Consider the following 15,093-nt stretch of genomic DNA (forward strand, 5'->3'; position numbering starts at 1 on the left):
AGTCATCGGTGGTGCGGTGTGGCGTGCGTCATGCCGTGTGGAGGGCTTCAAGGGCTGTCCGCAGGTCCTGTTTCAGGTCGTCCGGGGACTCGAAGCCGACGTGTACGCGGATCAGGGGGCCGCGGCCCGACCAGGTGCCGGGGAGGCGGTGCGTGGTGGGGTCGGCGGGGACGATCAGGCTTTCGTAGCCGCCGTAGCTGTGGCCCAGGCCGAAGATGCGGAGGGCGTTCAGCATGCCCTCCACGGCGGGCTTGGTGAACCGCGCGTCCAGTTCGACGCCGAACAGGCCCGCCGCGCCCGTGAAGTCGCGGCGCCACAGGGCGTGGCCGGGGTCCTCCGGGAGGGCGGGGTGGAGGACCGCCGCCACGCCGTCCTGGACGGCGGTCCAGCGGGCCAGGTCCAGGGCCTGTTCCTGGTGGCGGGCCAGCCTGGGGCCGAGGGTGCGCAGGCCGCGGAGGCCCAGGTAGACGTCGTCGGCGCCCGCGCACTGGCCGAGGCGGATGGCGGCGCCGCGGATGAGGGGGTAGCTCTCCTCCGTGCAGACGATCGCGCCGAGGATGCTGTCGGCGTGCCCCGTCAGGTACTTCGTCGCGGAGTGGACGACCGCGTCCACGCCCGCCCCCAGCGCCAGCGGCCGGCAGAAGGCGGGGGTGGCCCAGGTGTTGTCCGCGATCGTCGCCACGCCGCGGGCCCGGCAGGCGGTGGTGATCGCCGGGATGTCCTGGACCTCGAAGGTCGTCGAGCCGGGGGATTCGAGGTAGAGCAGGCGGGTGTTCGGGCGGATCAGGGCATCGATCTCGGGGCCGGTCGCGCACGGGTCGTAGTACTCGGTCTCCACGCCCAGGGCGGCGAGCGAGTCGCAGAACTTGCGGGTCGGCAGGTAGACGGAGTCGCTGACGAGGAGGTGGTCGCCGGCCCGGACGTACGCGAGGATCGCCGTGGTGATCGCCGCGAGGCCGGAGCAGGTCGCCACCGTGGCGTGGCCGCCCTCGAGGACGGTCAGGGCCTCCTCGAAGGCGCGGCCGGTCGGGGTGCCGAAGCGGCCGTAGACCGGGGTGCCGCGCTTGAGCGGGTCCGCCTGGGAGGCGTCCATCTCGGCCGTGTCGCGGTAGAGGGCCGTGGACGCGCGGTGGACGGGCGGGTTGACGTATCCGCCCTGCCGGCCCGGGTCGGAGCCGGCGTGGACGAGCTGTGTGTCCTGGGAGAGGGGTGCATCGTGCGTCATCGGGTCGCCGCCACCGCCTGTTCGGGTTCGGCCGGTGCCTGCGCGGCGGTGCGGCGGCCGGCGCCCAGCAGGGCGGCGAGGAGGGCCGCGCCCGCGGCCTGGGCCGCCACCGCCAGCCAGAACGCGTCCGGGTCGCCCGCGGCCTGGTAGTGGGCGAAGACGAAGCCGCCGATGACGCCGGCGAGCAGTCCGCCGATGCCGGCGGTCAGCCGCTGGACGCCGAAGGCGAAGGCCGGATTGCCCGGCACGCGGTCGACGAGCTCCAGGTCGCAGCGCAGGAAGAGGAAGATCTCGCCCAGCGTGAAGAGGGCGGTGCCCGCCAGCAGGGCCGGGACGCCGCCGAGCGACATGGCCGCCGTACCGAGGGCCATCAGCGCGAACGAGCCGGCCACCAGCAGGCGGTAGTCGGCGCGCGCGATCCGGTCGGCCCACACCGGCTGGAGCACGACCACCATGGCGCAGTTGAGCAGCATGACCCAGCCGAGGACCTGGATGTTGCCGGCCCCGGTCGCGTACAGGCCCATGAAGCTCTGGAAGAAGAAGTAGACGTAGAAGGCGAGGGAGGTGAAGAGGATCGGGCGGAGGGCGGAGCGGAGCGCCGCCTTCCGGCCCTGGTGCCCGGGCGCCGTACCCGCCGGGGCCGCCGCCCGCGCCGGTCGGCGTTCCACCGGCTTCAGGGCGGCCTGGTGCGCCGCCGTGATCAGCGCGAAGAGTCCGGCGAGGCCGATGAGCAGCAGCACCGGGTCGGCGTCGACCAGCAGTGCGGCGAGCAGCGGCCCGAGCCCCATGCCCGCGTTGAGGGCGGCGCTGCTCACGCCGAGGAAGAGCGGGCGGAGGGTGTCGGAGACGCTGGTGACGATGTACGCCTTGTTCGCCGGGAGGTACAGCGCCGGGCCGGCCGCCACGAGGACGACGGCCGGGTACGCGACCCAGGGCACCTTGACGGCCAGCCCGAACAGCACCAGCCCGACCGTGCGCAGGGTCAGCGCGAGCACCATCGTCCGCTTGAGCCCGAGCCGGTCCACGACCGGGCCGCCGAGGATGCTGCCGCCGAACTGGATGAAGGTGGCCACGGCCACCAGGACGCCGGCCACCCGGATGTCCAGGCCGACGGCCTCGACCATGAGCACCCCGATGAACGGGGTGACCATGTAGCTGCCGAGGGCGACGACGAAGGACAGGCCGATCAGGGCCTTGAGGCCGGACGGCAGCCCGGTGAACGTGTGCCATTTCGCGGTGATTCCGCCGCCGCGGCCGGTCCGTTGCCCGGTCACGGTGAGCTGCTCCCGCCGGCCGCCCCGCCCTCGGCTCCGGCCCCCGCCCCCGTGCCGGTGGCGACCGGGCGGGCGGAGGGCAGGCCCCACTCGCTCCACGAGCCGTCGTACACGGCGAGGTCGCCGTACCCGGCGAGGGTGGCGCCGAGTGCGAGGACGCAGGCGGTGACGCCGGAGCCGCAGCTGAAGTACAGCCGCTCGCGCTCTCCGGCCGCGGCGGCGAACGCCGTGCGCAGCTCGTCCGCGGGGCGCATCAGGCCGCCGTCCCGCTGGAGTTCCCCGAAGGGGAGGCTGGCGGAGCCCGGCATGTGGCCGCCGCGCAGGCCGGGGCGCGGCTCGGGGGCGGTGCCGGCGTACCGCTCGCGGGTGCGGGCGTCGAGGACGGCGGCGGCCGGGTCGGCGAGGGCGGCGGCGACGGTGTCGGCGTCCACGATCAGGCCGGGCCGCGGCCGGGCGGTGAAGTCGCCGCGGGGCCCGTCGTACGCGGCGGGGACGGGCTCGACGGGGTGGCCGGCCGCGGTCCAGGCGGGGAGGCCGCCGTCGAGGACGGCGACCCGGTCGAAGCCCATGGCGCGCAGCATCCACCAGGCGCGGGCGCTGGAGTAGACGCCCTGGGCGTCGTAGACGACGACCGTGTCGGTGTCGTGCACGCCGAGCGCGCGCATGGCCTCGGTGAACTGCGGGGCGCCGGGCATGGTGTGCGGCACGGCGGAGGTGTGGTCGGACAGGTCCCCGTCGAGGTCGAAGGGCCGGGCCCCGGGGATGCGCCGGGCGGCGCCGCGGTGGGCGCCGACGGAGGCGTCGAAGAGGACCACGGCCTCGCCCGCCGCGCGCCGCGCGGCGAGCCGGTCGGCGGAGACGAGCGGGCCGGGCAGGCCGTCGGCGGCAGTCCCCGCGGCGGGGACGGCGGCGGGGGATGCGGTCGCGTCGTTCATGCGGTGCCTCCGGAGGAGTCGGCGGGCCGCCAGCGGGTGTTGTCGGAGAACCAGCGCGCCACGCGTTCGAGGTTGGCCGCCACATCCTCCTCGGTGTCCCCGTCGACCACATAGCCGGCCAGGAAGAGACCGGACTTGACTCCGCCGTGGAACTCCTCGCCGACCGCGCCGGTCAGCATCGCCTCGCGGACGCACTCGGGCTGCCCGGCGCCCGCTGCGGCGGCCGGGAGCTGCTCCAGCACGCCGTTCTGCGGCGGTATGCACAGCGCCCCGGCGGGCCGGTACGCGGGCGTGCCGAGCGTGGAGGGCAGGCCGCACTCCGCGTACAGCCACTCCTTGTCGAGGTCGATGCCGAACGCGTGCCGCACCATCGAGCTGATCATGCCGCCGCCGGTGCGGCTGGCGATCTCGCAGAAGACCAGCCGGTCGTCCGGGGTGATCCAGAACTCGGCGTGGAAGGCGGTCTGCGGCGGGGTGGGCAGCTCGGCGAGGACCGCCCGCGCCGCCTTGACCAGCCGGTCGTACGCCGGGTCCTGCGGGGTGAGCGGCAGGTTGGCCACCCAGTCGTTGTCGCGGAAGGAAAGGCAGTCGTGGAGGTAGCGGAAGGGGTGGACGAAGACCACCTCGCCGCCCGCGACCAGCCCGTCCACGTGGTACATCTGGCCGGGGACGAACGCCTCGACCTCGCTGGAGCCCCGCCACGGGCTGGCCAGGTAGGCGTCCAGCTCCGCCTCGTCGCGGATGATCGCCGCGCCGAGCGAGCCCGACTCCGAGACCGGCTTGACGACGACCGGGTAGCCGTGTTCGGCGACGAAGGCGAGCGCGGTGTAGGCCGAGTCGAGCCGCCGGTAGGCGGGGATCTCGACGGGGCCGCCCGCGAGGTGGTCCTTCATGACGACCTTGTCGCGGAAGGCTAGCGCGCTCGCGGTGTGCTGGCCGGGCAGGCCGAGCAGCTCCCGCAGCTGGGCGGCCCGTACGACGTCCGCCTCGGCCCGGGCGAAGACCGCCTCGACCGCGAACTCGCGGGCGAGGCGCAGCGCCGTCTTCTCGACCAGCTGGTTGGTGTCGTACGCGTCGAAGGCGTGCACGTGCGGGAGGTGGGAGTATCCCGCCGCGTACTCCGTCGCGGTCACGATGACCGGGGTGATCCCCGAGCCGGCCAGCCACTGGTCGTACGGGGTTTTGGAGTGGGGCGTCTTGGCGAAGACGAGGACGTGGCGCATCGCGGCGGTCTTTCTCTCGGGTCGGTACTGCGTCGGGGCTGCGTCAGGACTGCGCGTCGACGAGGAGCGGCAGCCGGCGCCGCTGGGGGACGCGGGAGATCAGGCCGAGCTCTTCGGACAGCTCGGTGGCGAAGCAGCCGTCCTTGTAGGCGCCGGAGAGGCGCTTGGCGGTGAACGCCTCGATCGCGTCGTGGTCGAACTCGACGTCGTACGCGGTGTGCTCGCCGGCCTCGTCGGCGGTGACCGTGCGGACGAGGATTCCGAGGTGCGGCTCGAAGGTGTTGACGCAGCCGACGACGTCGCCGATCTTCTCGCGGCGGCCCGCGGGGCCGTCGGAGAGGACCTCCTCCTGCGCGGGGATGGCGGCGAACAGCTGGCGGCCGGCGCGGCACCAGCCGACGTGGGACGGGAAGCCCATGGCCTTGATGCCGAAGGTGCCGAAGTCCTCGCTGACGCCGAGCTGGAAGCGGAGCGGGATCGTCTCGTGGACCCACTTGAAGTCGCGGTACGCCTGCTCGATCTCCTCGCGCGTCAGGCGCAGCTCGGGGTGGCGGCCGCCGTGGTCGGTGAAGTTGTTGAAGCGGACGGTGTCCACGCCGAGGTTGTTGAAGTAGTGGGCGTAGCGCTCCAGGGAGGTGCGGCCGTGGTTGTGGCGGCCGATGGTGACGCCGATGTTGACGCGGAAGGCGTCCTCGGGGGCGACGCCCTTGTTGTACTCGGCTATGCGGCGCAGCACCTCCTCGGTCTCCGCGCCGGAGAAGACGCCCTTGATGGGGTACGTCTTGTGGTCGGTGACCTGCAGGTTCTCGTCGATCACGCCGTGGTAGGTGATGGAGATGGTGCCGTAGCCGTTCTTGACGGCGAGGTCGAGGAGCTCGGTCCAGTTGTCGGCGAGCAGGGGGCGGCCGCTGGTCCAGGCGTCGCCCTTCTCCATCGTCTCGGTGGGGGTGTGGTCGGCTTCCTGGCGGAACTCGCGGTTGTTGGCGGGGCCGTAGAGGCGCATGAACTCGCCGTCGTAGGCGAAGCTGTCCACGTAGCGGGGGTACACGTGGTAGCCGTGCGACTGGAGGCCCTCCAGGATGCGGGGGCCCTCCTCCATCGCGAAGGACTTGTCGTAGACCTTCTCGTAGTTGACGAACCAGCAGTGGGTGCACTTCTGGCCGCAGGTGTTCTTGCCTACCTTGGTGTCGAGGTCGAGGTAGATGTGGATGTCCTCGGGCTTGATGTCCTTGAAGGGCATCGAGAACGGGGCGTCGCCGTGGAAATCGTAGGAAATGGGCGCGTTCTGGACAGACATGTGTTCCCCCTGTGGTTGCGGTGACGTGATCGGTGGAGACGTGCAGGTGTGACGGGCCGCGGCCGTGCGCGGCCGTGCCGGCTGTGCGGGGTGCCCGTCAGAGGGTCGGATCGGGTGCGGTGGTGACCACCCGGTGGCCGATCAGCTCCGTGACGGCTGCCGCGCAGGCGTCGGTGTCCGCTGCGGTCAGGACGGCCATGCCCAGCCGGTCCAGCGAGGAGCGCAGGACGCCGACCGGGTCGCCCGGACGGACGGACACGTCCCAGGTGCGGATGTCCCCGTGGGCGAGTGCGGGCGGCGGCGCGACGGCCGTCACCCGCCCGGGCGGGGCCGTCAGGAAGACGGTGGCGGCCGCGGCCGCCGCGGCGGGGCCCCGGACGACCTCGGCACCGACGGCCCAGCCGAGGGCGGCGCGGCGCCACTCGACGCCGGTGGTGAGGCGGACCAGGTCGGCGATGCCGTCGCCGCCGAGGCGGGTGTGGGTCTCGATCACGACGACCTTGTCGCCGTCGACCTTTACCTCGGTGTGGCTGGGGCCGTCGGTGACGCCGAGGGCGTCGAGCAGCTCGCCGACGGCGCGGGCGACCAGCTCCTGCCGGCGCGCGTCCAGGGACGGCGGCGGCATCATGTGGCTGACCTCGACGAACCCGTCGGTGGTGCCTTTCTCGGCGATGCCGTGGACGGTGTGCCGGCCGGCCTCCGACAGCGCCTCGACGCTGAACTCCCGCCCCTCGGCGAACTGTTCGAGCAGGGTGGCGGCCGTGCGGCGGTCGGCGGGGAGTGCGTCGATGCCCTCGACCAGGGCGACGGAGGTACTGCCGACGCCGTCCACCGGCTTGGCCACCGCCCGGCCGTGCGCGGCGAACAGGCGCTCCACCGCCTCGGCGTCGTCGCCGGCCGCGAAGGCCGGGTTCAGGTGCGGGGCCCCGCGCTCCAGGATGCGCCGCATCGCCAGCTTGTCGCGGGTGGCCCGTACGGCGGCCGGGTCGACGCCGGTGACGCCGAGCCGGCGGGCGGCCAGGGCGGCCGGCTCCAGGCCGAGCTCGGTGAGGGAGACGACGGCGGCGGGTGCCAGGGGCCGCAGGACCTCGTCGGTGAAGGCGAGGAAGGCGGGCAGGTCCAGGAAGTCGGCGGTGAGGACCCTGGCGCCCGGGTCGAGGGCCGGCGCGCCGGGCAGCTGGACGTGCACCAGCCCGACGGGCAGTGCCGCCGCCTCCCGGGCGACGGTCGGGTTGGCCCCGACGATCACGAGGACCGTTTCGCCGCCCCCGTCCGTCGGCTGATTCCGGCCCGGCCCGTGCCGATGCTGCCGCGTTCCATTTGCCGCCCCCACTGCACCTACTTCCCCCGTACCGCTCGCCAGCCATTCGTTCGACCGGCGCGGGGAGAAACATCGCAAGCCTGCTCAGCCGCTGTCAACGGTTTCCCGCACAACCGGAATTCACCTTTCCGATATACCGCCACCCCCGCCCCACTCCGCAACCCCGGTCACACCAAGGGGTCCTGCGGTGCGGGGGCCGGCGGCGCCATTTTGGCCGAGACCCGCCGGTGCGAAATATTTCAGCTGAATTTCAGGCCACCCCGACATCCCTCAATCCCAAAAAGAGCGACATTCCCTCCTGCCAACTGGCGATTTTCAGCCAATACGGCGCCGGGACGCCTGCCCGGCGAAAAACAGCAGGCTTGGGAGGCGATCCCGCCTGTCAGCGGTCCAGGGAGGCGAGGAAGCGGCGCTGATCGGCCAGGTAGCCGTCGGCGAAGAGGGCGCGCGGTGCGAACAGGGCGGTGAGGGTCAGGCGCGGCGGCGAGGCCTCCACGTCGTACTTGACCAGGCCGTGCGAGGCACCGGGGTAGCGGGCCACGCGCAGCGGCGGCGCGGGCAGCACCCGGCGGTAGGCGGCCTCGGTGTCGGCGGTGTCGACGTTCAGGTCGCGCCCGCCGAGGACCAGCAGGACGGGCATGCCGCGCAGGGCCGGCAGGTCGGCGGTCACGTCGGCGGTGTGGTTCCTGGCGGCGAACCGCCACCGGCCGGCCGTCATGTCCTGCGGGTCCCCGACGGCCCGTACGTACTCCTCGTACGGCGCCCCGCGCGCCAGGAGCTCCAGCCCGGTCTCGCGGCGGCGCAGTGCGGCGGCGGTCTCGGCGTCGGAGGCACCGTCCCGGCGCAGCTGGGCGAGGAGGTGGTAGCGGCCTTGCCGAAGCCAGTTGACGGCGGGGGAGACGGCGATGGCGAAGCGGATCCGGCCGTCCATGGCAGCGACCTTGGGCAGGACCCAGCCGGCCTGGCTGGCGCCCCACAGGCCGATCCGGTCGGCGTCGACGTCCGGGCGCTGCCGGGCCCAGGCGATGGCGTCGGCCGCCTCGCGGGCGCGGTCGTCCATGGTCTGGTCGAGCCAGTCGCCCGGCGCACCGCCGACGCCCGGCTTGTTCCAGGACAGCGAGGCGTATCCGGCGCGGGCGAAGGCCTCCCACATGGGCCGGTAGAAGGTGTCGTGCGTGGCGTCGACCGGGCCGTCTCCGTGGACGAAGACGACCAGCGGGAACGGCCCCTCCCCCTGCTCGGGCAGGGCCAGTACGCCGTGCAGTGTGCGCCCGCCGTGCCGGACGGTCACCGCCTCCTCGCGCAGGTCGTACGTGTGCTGCCACACCACCAGCCCGCCCAGGCCGGCCGCCAGGACGGCCAGCGCCGCCACGGCCGCGAGCAGGGCCCGCGCGAGCCGGCGGCACCGGGGGTTCGAGGCGGTCGGCCTCCTTCCCATCGACATCCGAGACCTTTCTATCGTGTAGAAAACTATCGTTCTCGTTTCGACCGTATACCATTCATACGTATACTGCGTCGGCAACACAGACACGGAAGCGAGGGGGAGCCATGGGCACGGCGATCACCATCACGCGGGGAGTGCCCCGCGGCGCCGAGGAGCGTGTGGCCGGGCTGTACTGGGAGGCCTTCGGCCGCAAGCTGGGGGCGGCCCTGGGGCCGGCCGAGCGCGGCCGGGCCTTCCTCGCCCGCCACCTCCACCACGACCGGGCGGTGACCGCCCTCGACCCCGGCGGACTGGTCGTCGGCGTGGCGGGCTACCAGGCCGGTGGCCGCGGCCTGACCGGCGGCGGGGCGGGCGACGTGCTCTGCGACTACGGGCGGCTGGGCGGCCTGCCCCGGCTGGCCCTGCTGGCGCTCCTCGAACGCACCCCGCGCCCCGGAGAGCTCGTCATGGACGGCATCGCCGTCGACCCGGCCCACCGCGGCACGGGAATCGGAAGCCTGCTGCTGGCGGAGATCGCCGCCGTCGCCGCCGATCACGGCTGCTCCCGCATCCGCCTGGACGTCATAGACGCCAACCCGCGCGCCCGCGCCCTGTACGAGCGGCACGGCTTCGCCGCCGGGCGCACCGAGCGGACCCCGTACCTCCGCGGCCTGATGGGCTTCGGCGCCGTGACTACGATGCATCGCGCCGTCCCCGCCCGCCCGGGCGGCGGCGCACCTGGCGACCCCTTGGAGCAGCAGCGATGACGAGCAGGCCCGCAGGCGCCCCCGCGGCGGAGCCGGCGCCGCCCGCGATCGGCACCCGGACGCTGGTGTTCGCCCTCGTCCGCGAGGACGGCACCGTCGACGCAGGTGAGCTGTACGCCGTCGCCGAGTCCCTCGGCATGACGGACCAGCAGGTCCGGCTCTGCCTCAAACGGCTCGCCGCCGAGGGCCGGTTCACCCAGGAGGGCCGCGGCCGCAAGGCCGTCCTGCGCGCCGCGGCCGACCCGGCCGGAGCCATCGCGCCGGACGCGGAGTACGTCCGCCACGCCTACCTCCAGGACGAGGGGCTCGCCCCCTGGGACGGGACGTGGCACCTTTTCGCCTTCGCCATCCCGGAGGCCTCGCGGCAGGCCCGCGACTCCCTGCGCGACACCCTCCTCCACCTCGGCGCGGCCCCCCTCCAGGGCGGGCTGTACGCCAGCGCCAACGCCATCGGCGACATCGTCGAAGCACACGCCCGCGGCCTGGGCGTCCTGCCCTCCCTGACCCGCCTCACCAGCCGCGACCTGCGGGTCGGCGACGAGGACGCCCCCGAACGGCTGGCCGCCCTGCTGTGGCCCCTGCGGGAGGTCGCGGACCGGCACGAGGCGCTCGCCGCCCTCGCCGCGGACCGCCTGGCGCGGCTGGCCGGCCCGAACCGGCCGACGGAGACGGAGCGCCTGACGTACGCCATCGAGCTGGCGGCGTCCTTCACCGCCGCCATGGAGCCGGACCCGCTGCTGCCTCCCGAACTGCTCCCGCAGCCCTGGGCCGGCACCCGCGCCCGCGCCTTGGCCGCGCGGTGCTGGACGGCTCTGGCTGCGGACGGAACCGGCGGGGAGCGCGGGGAGCTGCGCCTGTTCCGCCTCTACGACGGCGCCTTCCCCGCCTCCTGAACCCCGAGCGGAAGTGAACGGAATGGTGCTAGTGTCATTGGCACCATGCTGTTGAAACTGGACGCCGCGGACGGCCGCCCCCTCCACGAGCAGGTGGCGGGAGCCATCCGGCGCGCCGTCGCCGAGGGCGAGTGCGCGCCGGGGGACCGGCTGCCGCCGGCGCGGGACCTGTCCCGGGCGCTGGGAGTGAACGCGAACACCGTCCTCCGCGGCCTGCGCACCCTGCGTGACGAAGGGGTGCTGGAGTTCCGGCGCGGGCGCGGCGTCACCGTCGCCGAAGCCGCCGACCAGCGGTCCCAGCTGCTCGACCGCGCGCGGCAGTTGGTGGCCGACGCAGCGCACCTCGGCTACAGCAGGAGCGATCTCATCGAGATGATCAGGGGGCTCTCGTGACGGACGGGAAGAAGAGGAACGGCGCCCGGTGGGCGGCCGCCACCTGGGCGGCAGGTGTGTCGGCCTTCCTGGCCGCACTGCCCTTCGCGGCGAGCGGCAGACTGCCGGACCGGCTCGCCACGCACTGGAGCGGCGGCACTCCCGACGGCTCGATGCCGCTCTGGGCGGCGGCGCTCGCCCCGGCGCTGGTCTGGGCCGTTCTGGCCCTGTCCCTCGCCTTCGCCGGCCGCCGCAACGGGCCGGGCCCCGCGGGGGCGTGGGTCGGCGTGTCCCTGCTGTCCGGCGGGGTCGGCCTGGCCGGCGCGCAGGCGGTGCTCGTACGGGCCAACCTGGACCGGGCCGACTGGCACGACGCCGGCCCGGTCGGCGCGGGCGTCGCCCTCACGGCTGCGGCCGCCGCCGCGGCGGGGCTCCTCGGCCTGCTGGCCGCCCGCCGCGCCGCGCCCGCCGTACCGGTCCGACCCGCTGCGGCCGGCACCATGGACATTCCGCCCGGGGAGCGCCGGGTGTGGCTCTCCCGTACCTCGAACCCGTGGCTCCACCTCACCGCCGCCCTCACGGGGCTGGTGGCCGCGGCCGCCGCGGCCGCGGCCGCGGGCGGGCTGATCGGGCTGCAGTGGCCGCTGATCGCACCGTTCGCGGTCGCGTCCCTGCTGTCACTCGGCTGCGCCTCTGTACAGGCCCGGGTGACGGACGCCGGGCTGGAGGTGTCGTTCGGCCCGCTCGGTTGGCCGGTGCGCCGCTGGGCCGCGCACGACATCGTCTCGGCCCGGGCGGAGACCCGTACTCCGGCGCAGGTCGGCGGCTGGGGCTACCGGCTCGGCGGACAGGGCACCACCGTCATGCTCCGGTCCGGGGAGTGCCTCGTCGTCCGACCGCGGAAGGGCCCCGAATTCGCGGTGAGCGTCGACGACGCCGAGCGCGGCGCGGCACTGCTCAACGCCCTCGGCTCCCGGCCGCAGTCGGCCGCCTGAAGTTCCGCCCCCCGGGGCATGCCGCGGGGACCGGCCGGTCGTCCGGACCGGTCGGCCCCTGCGGCGTCCTGCCCGCGTCAGTGGTCGGAGAAGCTGAAGTCCCCCACCGTCCAGGCGCTGACGTCCGCGATGGCCACGCGGTACATGCCGCCCGTCTCGGGGATGCCGACCGTGCCCTGGATGATCCGCGCCACGTGGAAGTGCAGGTGGGTCGGCGGCGTGTCCTTGCGGCCCGGTCCGTCGAAGACGCCGGCGAACTCGCCCAGTCTGTCGGAATCGGCCAGGACCTCCGTCACCCGCTGCCGCCACACCGTTTCGGGGGCCAGCCGGCCCGTGATGACGGCCCCTCCGGTGATGACGGTCAGGGACATCTGATTGCTCTGCCCCGACTCGACCTTGGCGGCGACGTCAACGAGCAGTTCGTCAGGCTTCGACATGAGGCTCGATTCTATTCGCCCCGGCGCGCCGCGGGAGGGCCGAAGCCGAAGCGAATGACCGGTTCCGGCCCTTCGCCACCGAACCCGCCGTGTTCCGTCCGGCCGCGGGCCACCGCGGATGTGCCCGCCCTCTCACCCGTTACGGTGAGGTGGGGGTGGCCGCAGCGCGCTGACCTGCGCCGAACGCCGTCGGCGGGGGCTGGGCGGGCGGGAGCGCATCCGGCGGCGGCCGGCCCTCCATGGATTTCCGACGGAGGAGCGAACGGGTGCTGTTGCTGGAGCTTGCGGTGTATTCGCTGATGGATCTCGTGCTGTGGGCGGGGGGAAGGACGTGGGACCGGGCGCGTTCGGCGCGCCGCACAGCGGCATTCGGGCGCGGTGAGACGGTGACGGTGCGCTGCCGCTACCGGAAGGGCGCGCAGGCGCCGGCCATGGCCCGCGGGAAGATCGTCCTGAGCCGGCGGGGCGCCGTCCTGGAGCGGCCGGGCGGGCAGGCCCTGCGACTCGTCGGCCCGGTGGCCGCCGCGACGGGCGGCGGTCGCGGCGGGACGGCCCTGACCTGCACGGCCGCCGACTGGGCGGGCGGTTCCGGCGAGCAGGTCGTCCTTCTCGTCCTGACGTGGGACGCGCAGACGGTGCGGCTCGTCACGGACTCCGTTTCCGGCCCCGCGTGACGGCACGGCCCGCCTGATCCGGCGGACGCGGCCGTCAGGGCTGCCGGGCGGGGGTGAGGACGGCCTTGCCGCGGACGCCGCGGTTGCGGAGCGCCGCGGCGGCCTCCCCGAAGCGGTCCCAGGGGCCCTGCCAGCCGATGTCGACCGTGAGGGACCCCTCGGCGGCCAGTTCGGCCAGGACGGCCAGGTCCGCGCCGGCGGCGCCCTCGATGACGAACGACGTCAGCGACTTGGCCGGGCCGACCGTGGCGTACGGCGGGAAGACGGCCGGCTCGCCGGATGCCCAGCCGACGCTCTGGATGCTGCCGCCGGGCGCGAGGCGCTCCCACGCCGCGACCAGCTGGGGGCCGCCGACGCCGTCGATGACGATGTCGACGGGCCGGTGCAGCCCCTCCAGGCCGATCAGCACCTCGTCGGCGCCTGCCAGGGACAGGCCCTCCCGGCGCGGCGCGGAGCCGACGGAGGCGATGACGTGGGCGCCCGCCCGCGCCGCCAGCTGGACGGCGTACCGGCCGACCCCGCCCGACGCCCCGGTGACGAGGACCCGCTTGCCCGGTGCGAGTCCGGCGGCCCGCAGCGAGCGCAGGGCGGCCACTCCGGCGACCGGCAGGGCGGCGGCCCGGGCCGGGTCCAGCCCCGCGGGCACCTCGGCGAGGTCGGCCGGGTCGACGGCGATACGCTCCGCGAACGCCCCGCCGGTGAGGGCCACCACCCGGGTGCCCACCGCCGGGCCGGTCCCGTCGGCCGCGGCCCGGACGACCACGCCGGCGGCGTCCGAGCCGAGCACCGCCCCCACGGGGACGCGGCCGGAGCGGGCGTCGTTGAGGTCGCCGCGGTTCAGCGACACGTGCGAGACGTCCACCAGGGCCTGCCCGGGCCCCGGTACGGGGTCGGCGACGTCGGCGGCGCGGACGGCCTCCGGTGCGGACGGGTCGACGACGAGAGCGCGAACGGGCATGACTTCCCCCGGGTGTTGTGTCGCGGCTGGGCGTTGCAGCCATCATCGGCACCGTTGCCGATCACCGTAAGGAGGCACTTTCGTGTCACGCAGTCACACCGGTGTAACCGAGGCGCTGAAGGACGAGGCCTGTCCGGTCGGCGAGGTGCTCGACCGCGTGGCGGGGAAGTGGAGTATCGGGATCCTGGTCGCCGCCGCCCACGGGCCGGTCCGCTTCACCGAACTGGAGCGCGCCATCGAGGGCATCAGCCGGCGCATGCTCACCCTCACCCTGCGCCGGCTGGAGCGGGACGGGCTGCTGGTGCGCACCGTGTACCCGACCGTGCCGCCCAAGGTCGAGTACGGGCTCACGCCCATGGCCCGCGAGCTGCACGCCGAGCTGGTCGGGCTGGTCGCCTGGGCGGAGCGGCACCGGTCCGCGGTCGCCGGGGCGCGCGCCGCGTACGACGCCGCGCACGGCGGGGAGGGCACGGACGCCGCCTGACGCCGCCTGAGCGGCCACCCGGAGCCGGCGGGCCGAAGGCGTGCGGCGCGGGGGCGCGAGGAGGATCGTGGGAGGTGGAAGAGCCGCACTCACCTGCCTCCGCCCTCCCGCCCGGGCGTCCGGGCGGCGACGCCGGCAGCCACACCCACCGGGAGGCACCATGCGCAAGGTAGCCGACTGCCGGGACTACCCGAGCGAGATGAACTGCACCCTCACCATCACGGGCGAGGAGGAGGAAGTGATCCGGGCCGCCGCGGAGCACGCCGTGTCCGTGCACGGCGAGACGGACACCCCGGAGTTCCGCGACACTCTCCGGAAGATGCTGAAGGACGAGGTGCCGCAGCACGCCTGACAGCCGCCGCGCGGCGGACGGGCCCCGGGTCCCCACGGCCCGGGGCCCCGCCATGAACAGGATGTTTCCGTTATGCGGAAGATCGATTTCGCACTGCGGTAGCATGGAGGGGTCCGGAACGGCGGGCGCGACCGACCGCCCGCCCTCACGCCAGGTCCAGGAGTGCGCAGCCATGGACAACACCTCCCCCTCCGTGAACACGGCGGCCGCCGACGAGGCCGCCCGCGTGAAGGCCGCCGACCGCGCCCACGTCTTCCACTCGTGGTCGGCCCAGGAGCTCATCGACCCGCTCGCCGTGGCCGGCGCCGAGGGCGCCCGCTTCTGGGACTACGAGGGCAACCGCTACCTCGACTTCTCCAGCGCGCTCGTCTACACCAACATCGGCTACCAGCACCCCAAGGTGGTCGCCGCCATCCAGGAGCAGGCGGGCCGCCTGTGCACGCTCGCGCCCGGCTTCGCCGTC

17 protein-coding genes are annotated in these 15,093 nt (G+C 74.3%); 8 read left to right on the forward strand and 9 right to left on the reverse strand.

Translation table 11 applies throughout. The annotated features are described in order from the left end of the window. Positions 1 to 28: 28 nt before the first annotated feature. The 7 genes from metC to IE170_RS28205 form a co-directional block, all read right to left on the reverse strand. Complete coding sequence (gene metC / locus IE170_RS28175) at positions 29 to 1,225, reverse strand: cystathionine beta-lyase (protein WP_189812279.1); 1,197 nt, start codon at positions 1,223 to 1,225, stop codon at positions 29 to 31. Next, on the reverse strand, positions 1,222 to 2,499 hold the full coding sequence (locus IE170_RS28180; protein ID WP_189812280.1) for an MFS transporter: 1,278 nt from the start codon (positions 2,497 to 2,499) through the stop codon (positions 1,222 to 1,224). Before IE170_RS28180 ends, metC begins: the two co-directional genes overlap by 4 nt. Then, entirely contained in the window at positions 2,496 to 3,434 is a 939-nt protein-coding gene (locus IE170_RS28185; protein WP_189812281.1) for a sulfurtransferase, read from the reverse strand. Before IE170_RS28185 ends, IE170_RS28180 begins: the two co-directional genes overlap by 4 nt. Further along, positions 3,431 to 4,657, reverse strand: a complete 1,227-nt coding sequence (locus IE170_RS28190) for an ATP-grasp domain-containing protein (protein WP_189812282.1) — start codon at positions 4,655 to 4,657, stop codon at positions 3,431 to 3,433. The genes IE170_RS28185 and IE170_RS28190 overlap by 4 nt, the downstream gene beginning before the upstream one ends. A gap of 43 nt (positions 4,658 to 4,700) precedes the next feature. Then, on the reverse strand, positions 4,701 to 5,954 hold the full coding sequence (locus tag IE170_RS28195) for a radical SAM protein (RefSeq protein ID WP_223855512.1): 1,254 nt from the start codon (positions 5,952 to 5,954) through the stop codon (positions 4,701 to 4,703). Positions 5,955 to 6,051: 97 nt separating this feature from the next. Further along, positions 6,052 to 7,203, reverse strand: coding sequence for an ATP-grasp domain-containing protein (locus IE170_RS28200; RefSeq protein ID WP_189812283.1), 1,152 nt, complete (start codon positions 7,201 to 7,203; stop codon positions 6,052 to 6,054). A 454-nt stretch (positions 7,204 to 7,657) separates the two neighbouring features. Further along, positions 7,658 to 8,713 (reverse strand): alpha/beta hydrolase family protein, encoded by a 1,056-nt coding sequence (locus tag IE170_RS28205; protein WP_189812284.1) that lies wholly within the window; start codon positions 8,711 to 8,713, stop codon positions 7,658 to 7,660. A 110-nt stretch (positions 8,714 to 8,823) separates the two neighbouring features. On the opposite strand from IE170_RS28205, the gene IE170_RS28210 reads away from it, so the two are divergent. The 4 genes from IE170_RS28210 to IE170_RS28225 are packed head-to-tail and all read left to right on the forward strand — an operon-like array spanning position 8,824 to position 11,725. Next, positions 8,824 to 9,465: a GNAT family N-acetyltransferase gene (locus IE170_RS28210; protein ID WP_189812285.1), complete on the forward strand. Its 642-nt coding sequence runs from the start codon at positions 8,824 to 8,826 to the stop codon at positions 9,463 to 9,465. Then, positions 9,462 to 10,358, forward strand: coding sequence for a PaaX family transcriptional regulator C-terminal domain-containing protein (locus IE170_RS28215; protein WP_189812286.1), 897 nt, complete (start codon positions 9,462 to 9,464; stop codon positions 10,356 to 10,358). Before IE170_RS28210 ends, IE170_RS28215 begins: the two co-directional genes overlap by 4 nt. A gap of 45 nt (positions 10,359 to 10,403) precedes the next feature. Continuing rightward, a complete protein-coding gene (locus tag IE170_RS28220; protein WP_189812287.1) occupies positions 10,404 to 10,751 on the forward strand; it encodes a GntR family transcriptional regulator in 348 nt (115 codons plus the stop codon). Beyond that, positions 10,748 to 11,725: a DUF1648 domain-containing protein gene (locus tag IE170_RS28225; RefSeq protein WP_189812288.1), complete on the forward strand. Its 978-nt coding sequence runs from the start codon at positions 10,748 to 10,750 to the stop codon at positions 11,723 to 11,725. Before IE170_RS28220 ends, IE170_RS28225 begins: the two co-directional genes overlap by 4 nt. A gap of 77 nt (positions 11,726 to 11,802) precedes the next feature. Here IE170_RS28225 and IE170_RS28230 read toward each other — a convergent pair whose 3' ends face one another. Continuing rightward, positions 11,803 to 12,162 (reverse strand): hypothetical protein, encoded by a 360-nt coding sequence (locus tag IE170_RS28230; RefSeq protein WP_189812289.1) that lies wholly within the window; start codon positions 12,160 to 12,162, stop codon positions 11,803 to 11,805. 266 nt (positions 12,163 to 12,428) lie between these two features. On the opposite strand from IE170_RS28230, the gene IE170_RS28235 reads away from it, so the two are divergent. Further along, positions 12,429 to 12,836 carry a hypothetical protein gene (locus IE170_RS28235; RefSeq protein WP_189812290.1) on the forward strand — a complete coding sequence of 136 codons (408 nt, stop codon included), beginning with the start codon at positions 12,429 to 12,431 and terminating at the stop codon, positions 12,834 to 12,836. A 34-nt stretch (positions 12,837 to 12,870) separates the two neighbouring features. Here the strand turns inward: IE170_RS28235 and IE170_RS28240 are convergent, their stop codons facing one another. Then, positions 12,871 to 13,794, reverse strand: coding sequence for a zinc-binding dehydrogenase (locus IE170_RS28240; RefSeq protein ID WP_189812291.1), 924 nt, complete (start codon positions 13,792 to 13,794; stop codon positions 12,871 to 12,873). Between the two features lie 82 nt (positions 13,795 to 13,876). Between IE170_RS28240 and IE170_RS28245 the strand changes: the two genes are divergently transcribed. The 3 genes from IE170_RS28245 to IE170_RS28255 form a co-directional block, all read left to right on the forward strand. Further along, complete coding sequence (locus IE170_RS28245; RefSeq protein ID WP_189812292.1) at positions 13,877 to 14,278, forward strand: winged helix-turn-helix transcriptional regulator; 402 nt, start codon at positions 13,877 to 13,879, stop codon at positions 14,276 to 14,278. 160 nt (positions 14,279 to 14,438) lie between these two features. Then, positions 14,439 to 14,630: a DUF1059 domain-containing protein gene (locus tag IE170_RS28250; RefSeq protein ID WP_189812293.1), complete on the forward strand. Its 192-nt coding sequence runs from the start codon at positions 14,439 to 14,441 to the stop codon at positions 14,628 to 14,630. 172 nt (positions 14,631 to 14,802) lie between these two features. After that, the coding region (locus IE170_RS28255; protein ID WP_189812294.1) for an aminotransferase class III-fold pyridoxal phosphate-dependent enzyme at positions 14,803 to 15,093 on the forward strand (291 nt) is incomplete at its 3' end.

This window comes from Streptomyces toxytricini (assembly GCF_014649915.1).
Lineage (GTDB): Bacteria > Actinomycetota > Actinomycetes > Streptomycetales > Streptomycetaceae > Streptomyces > Streptomyces toxytricini.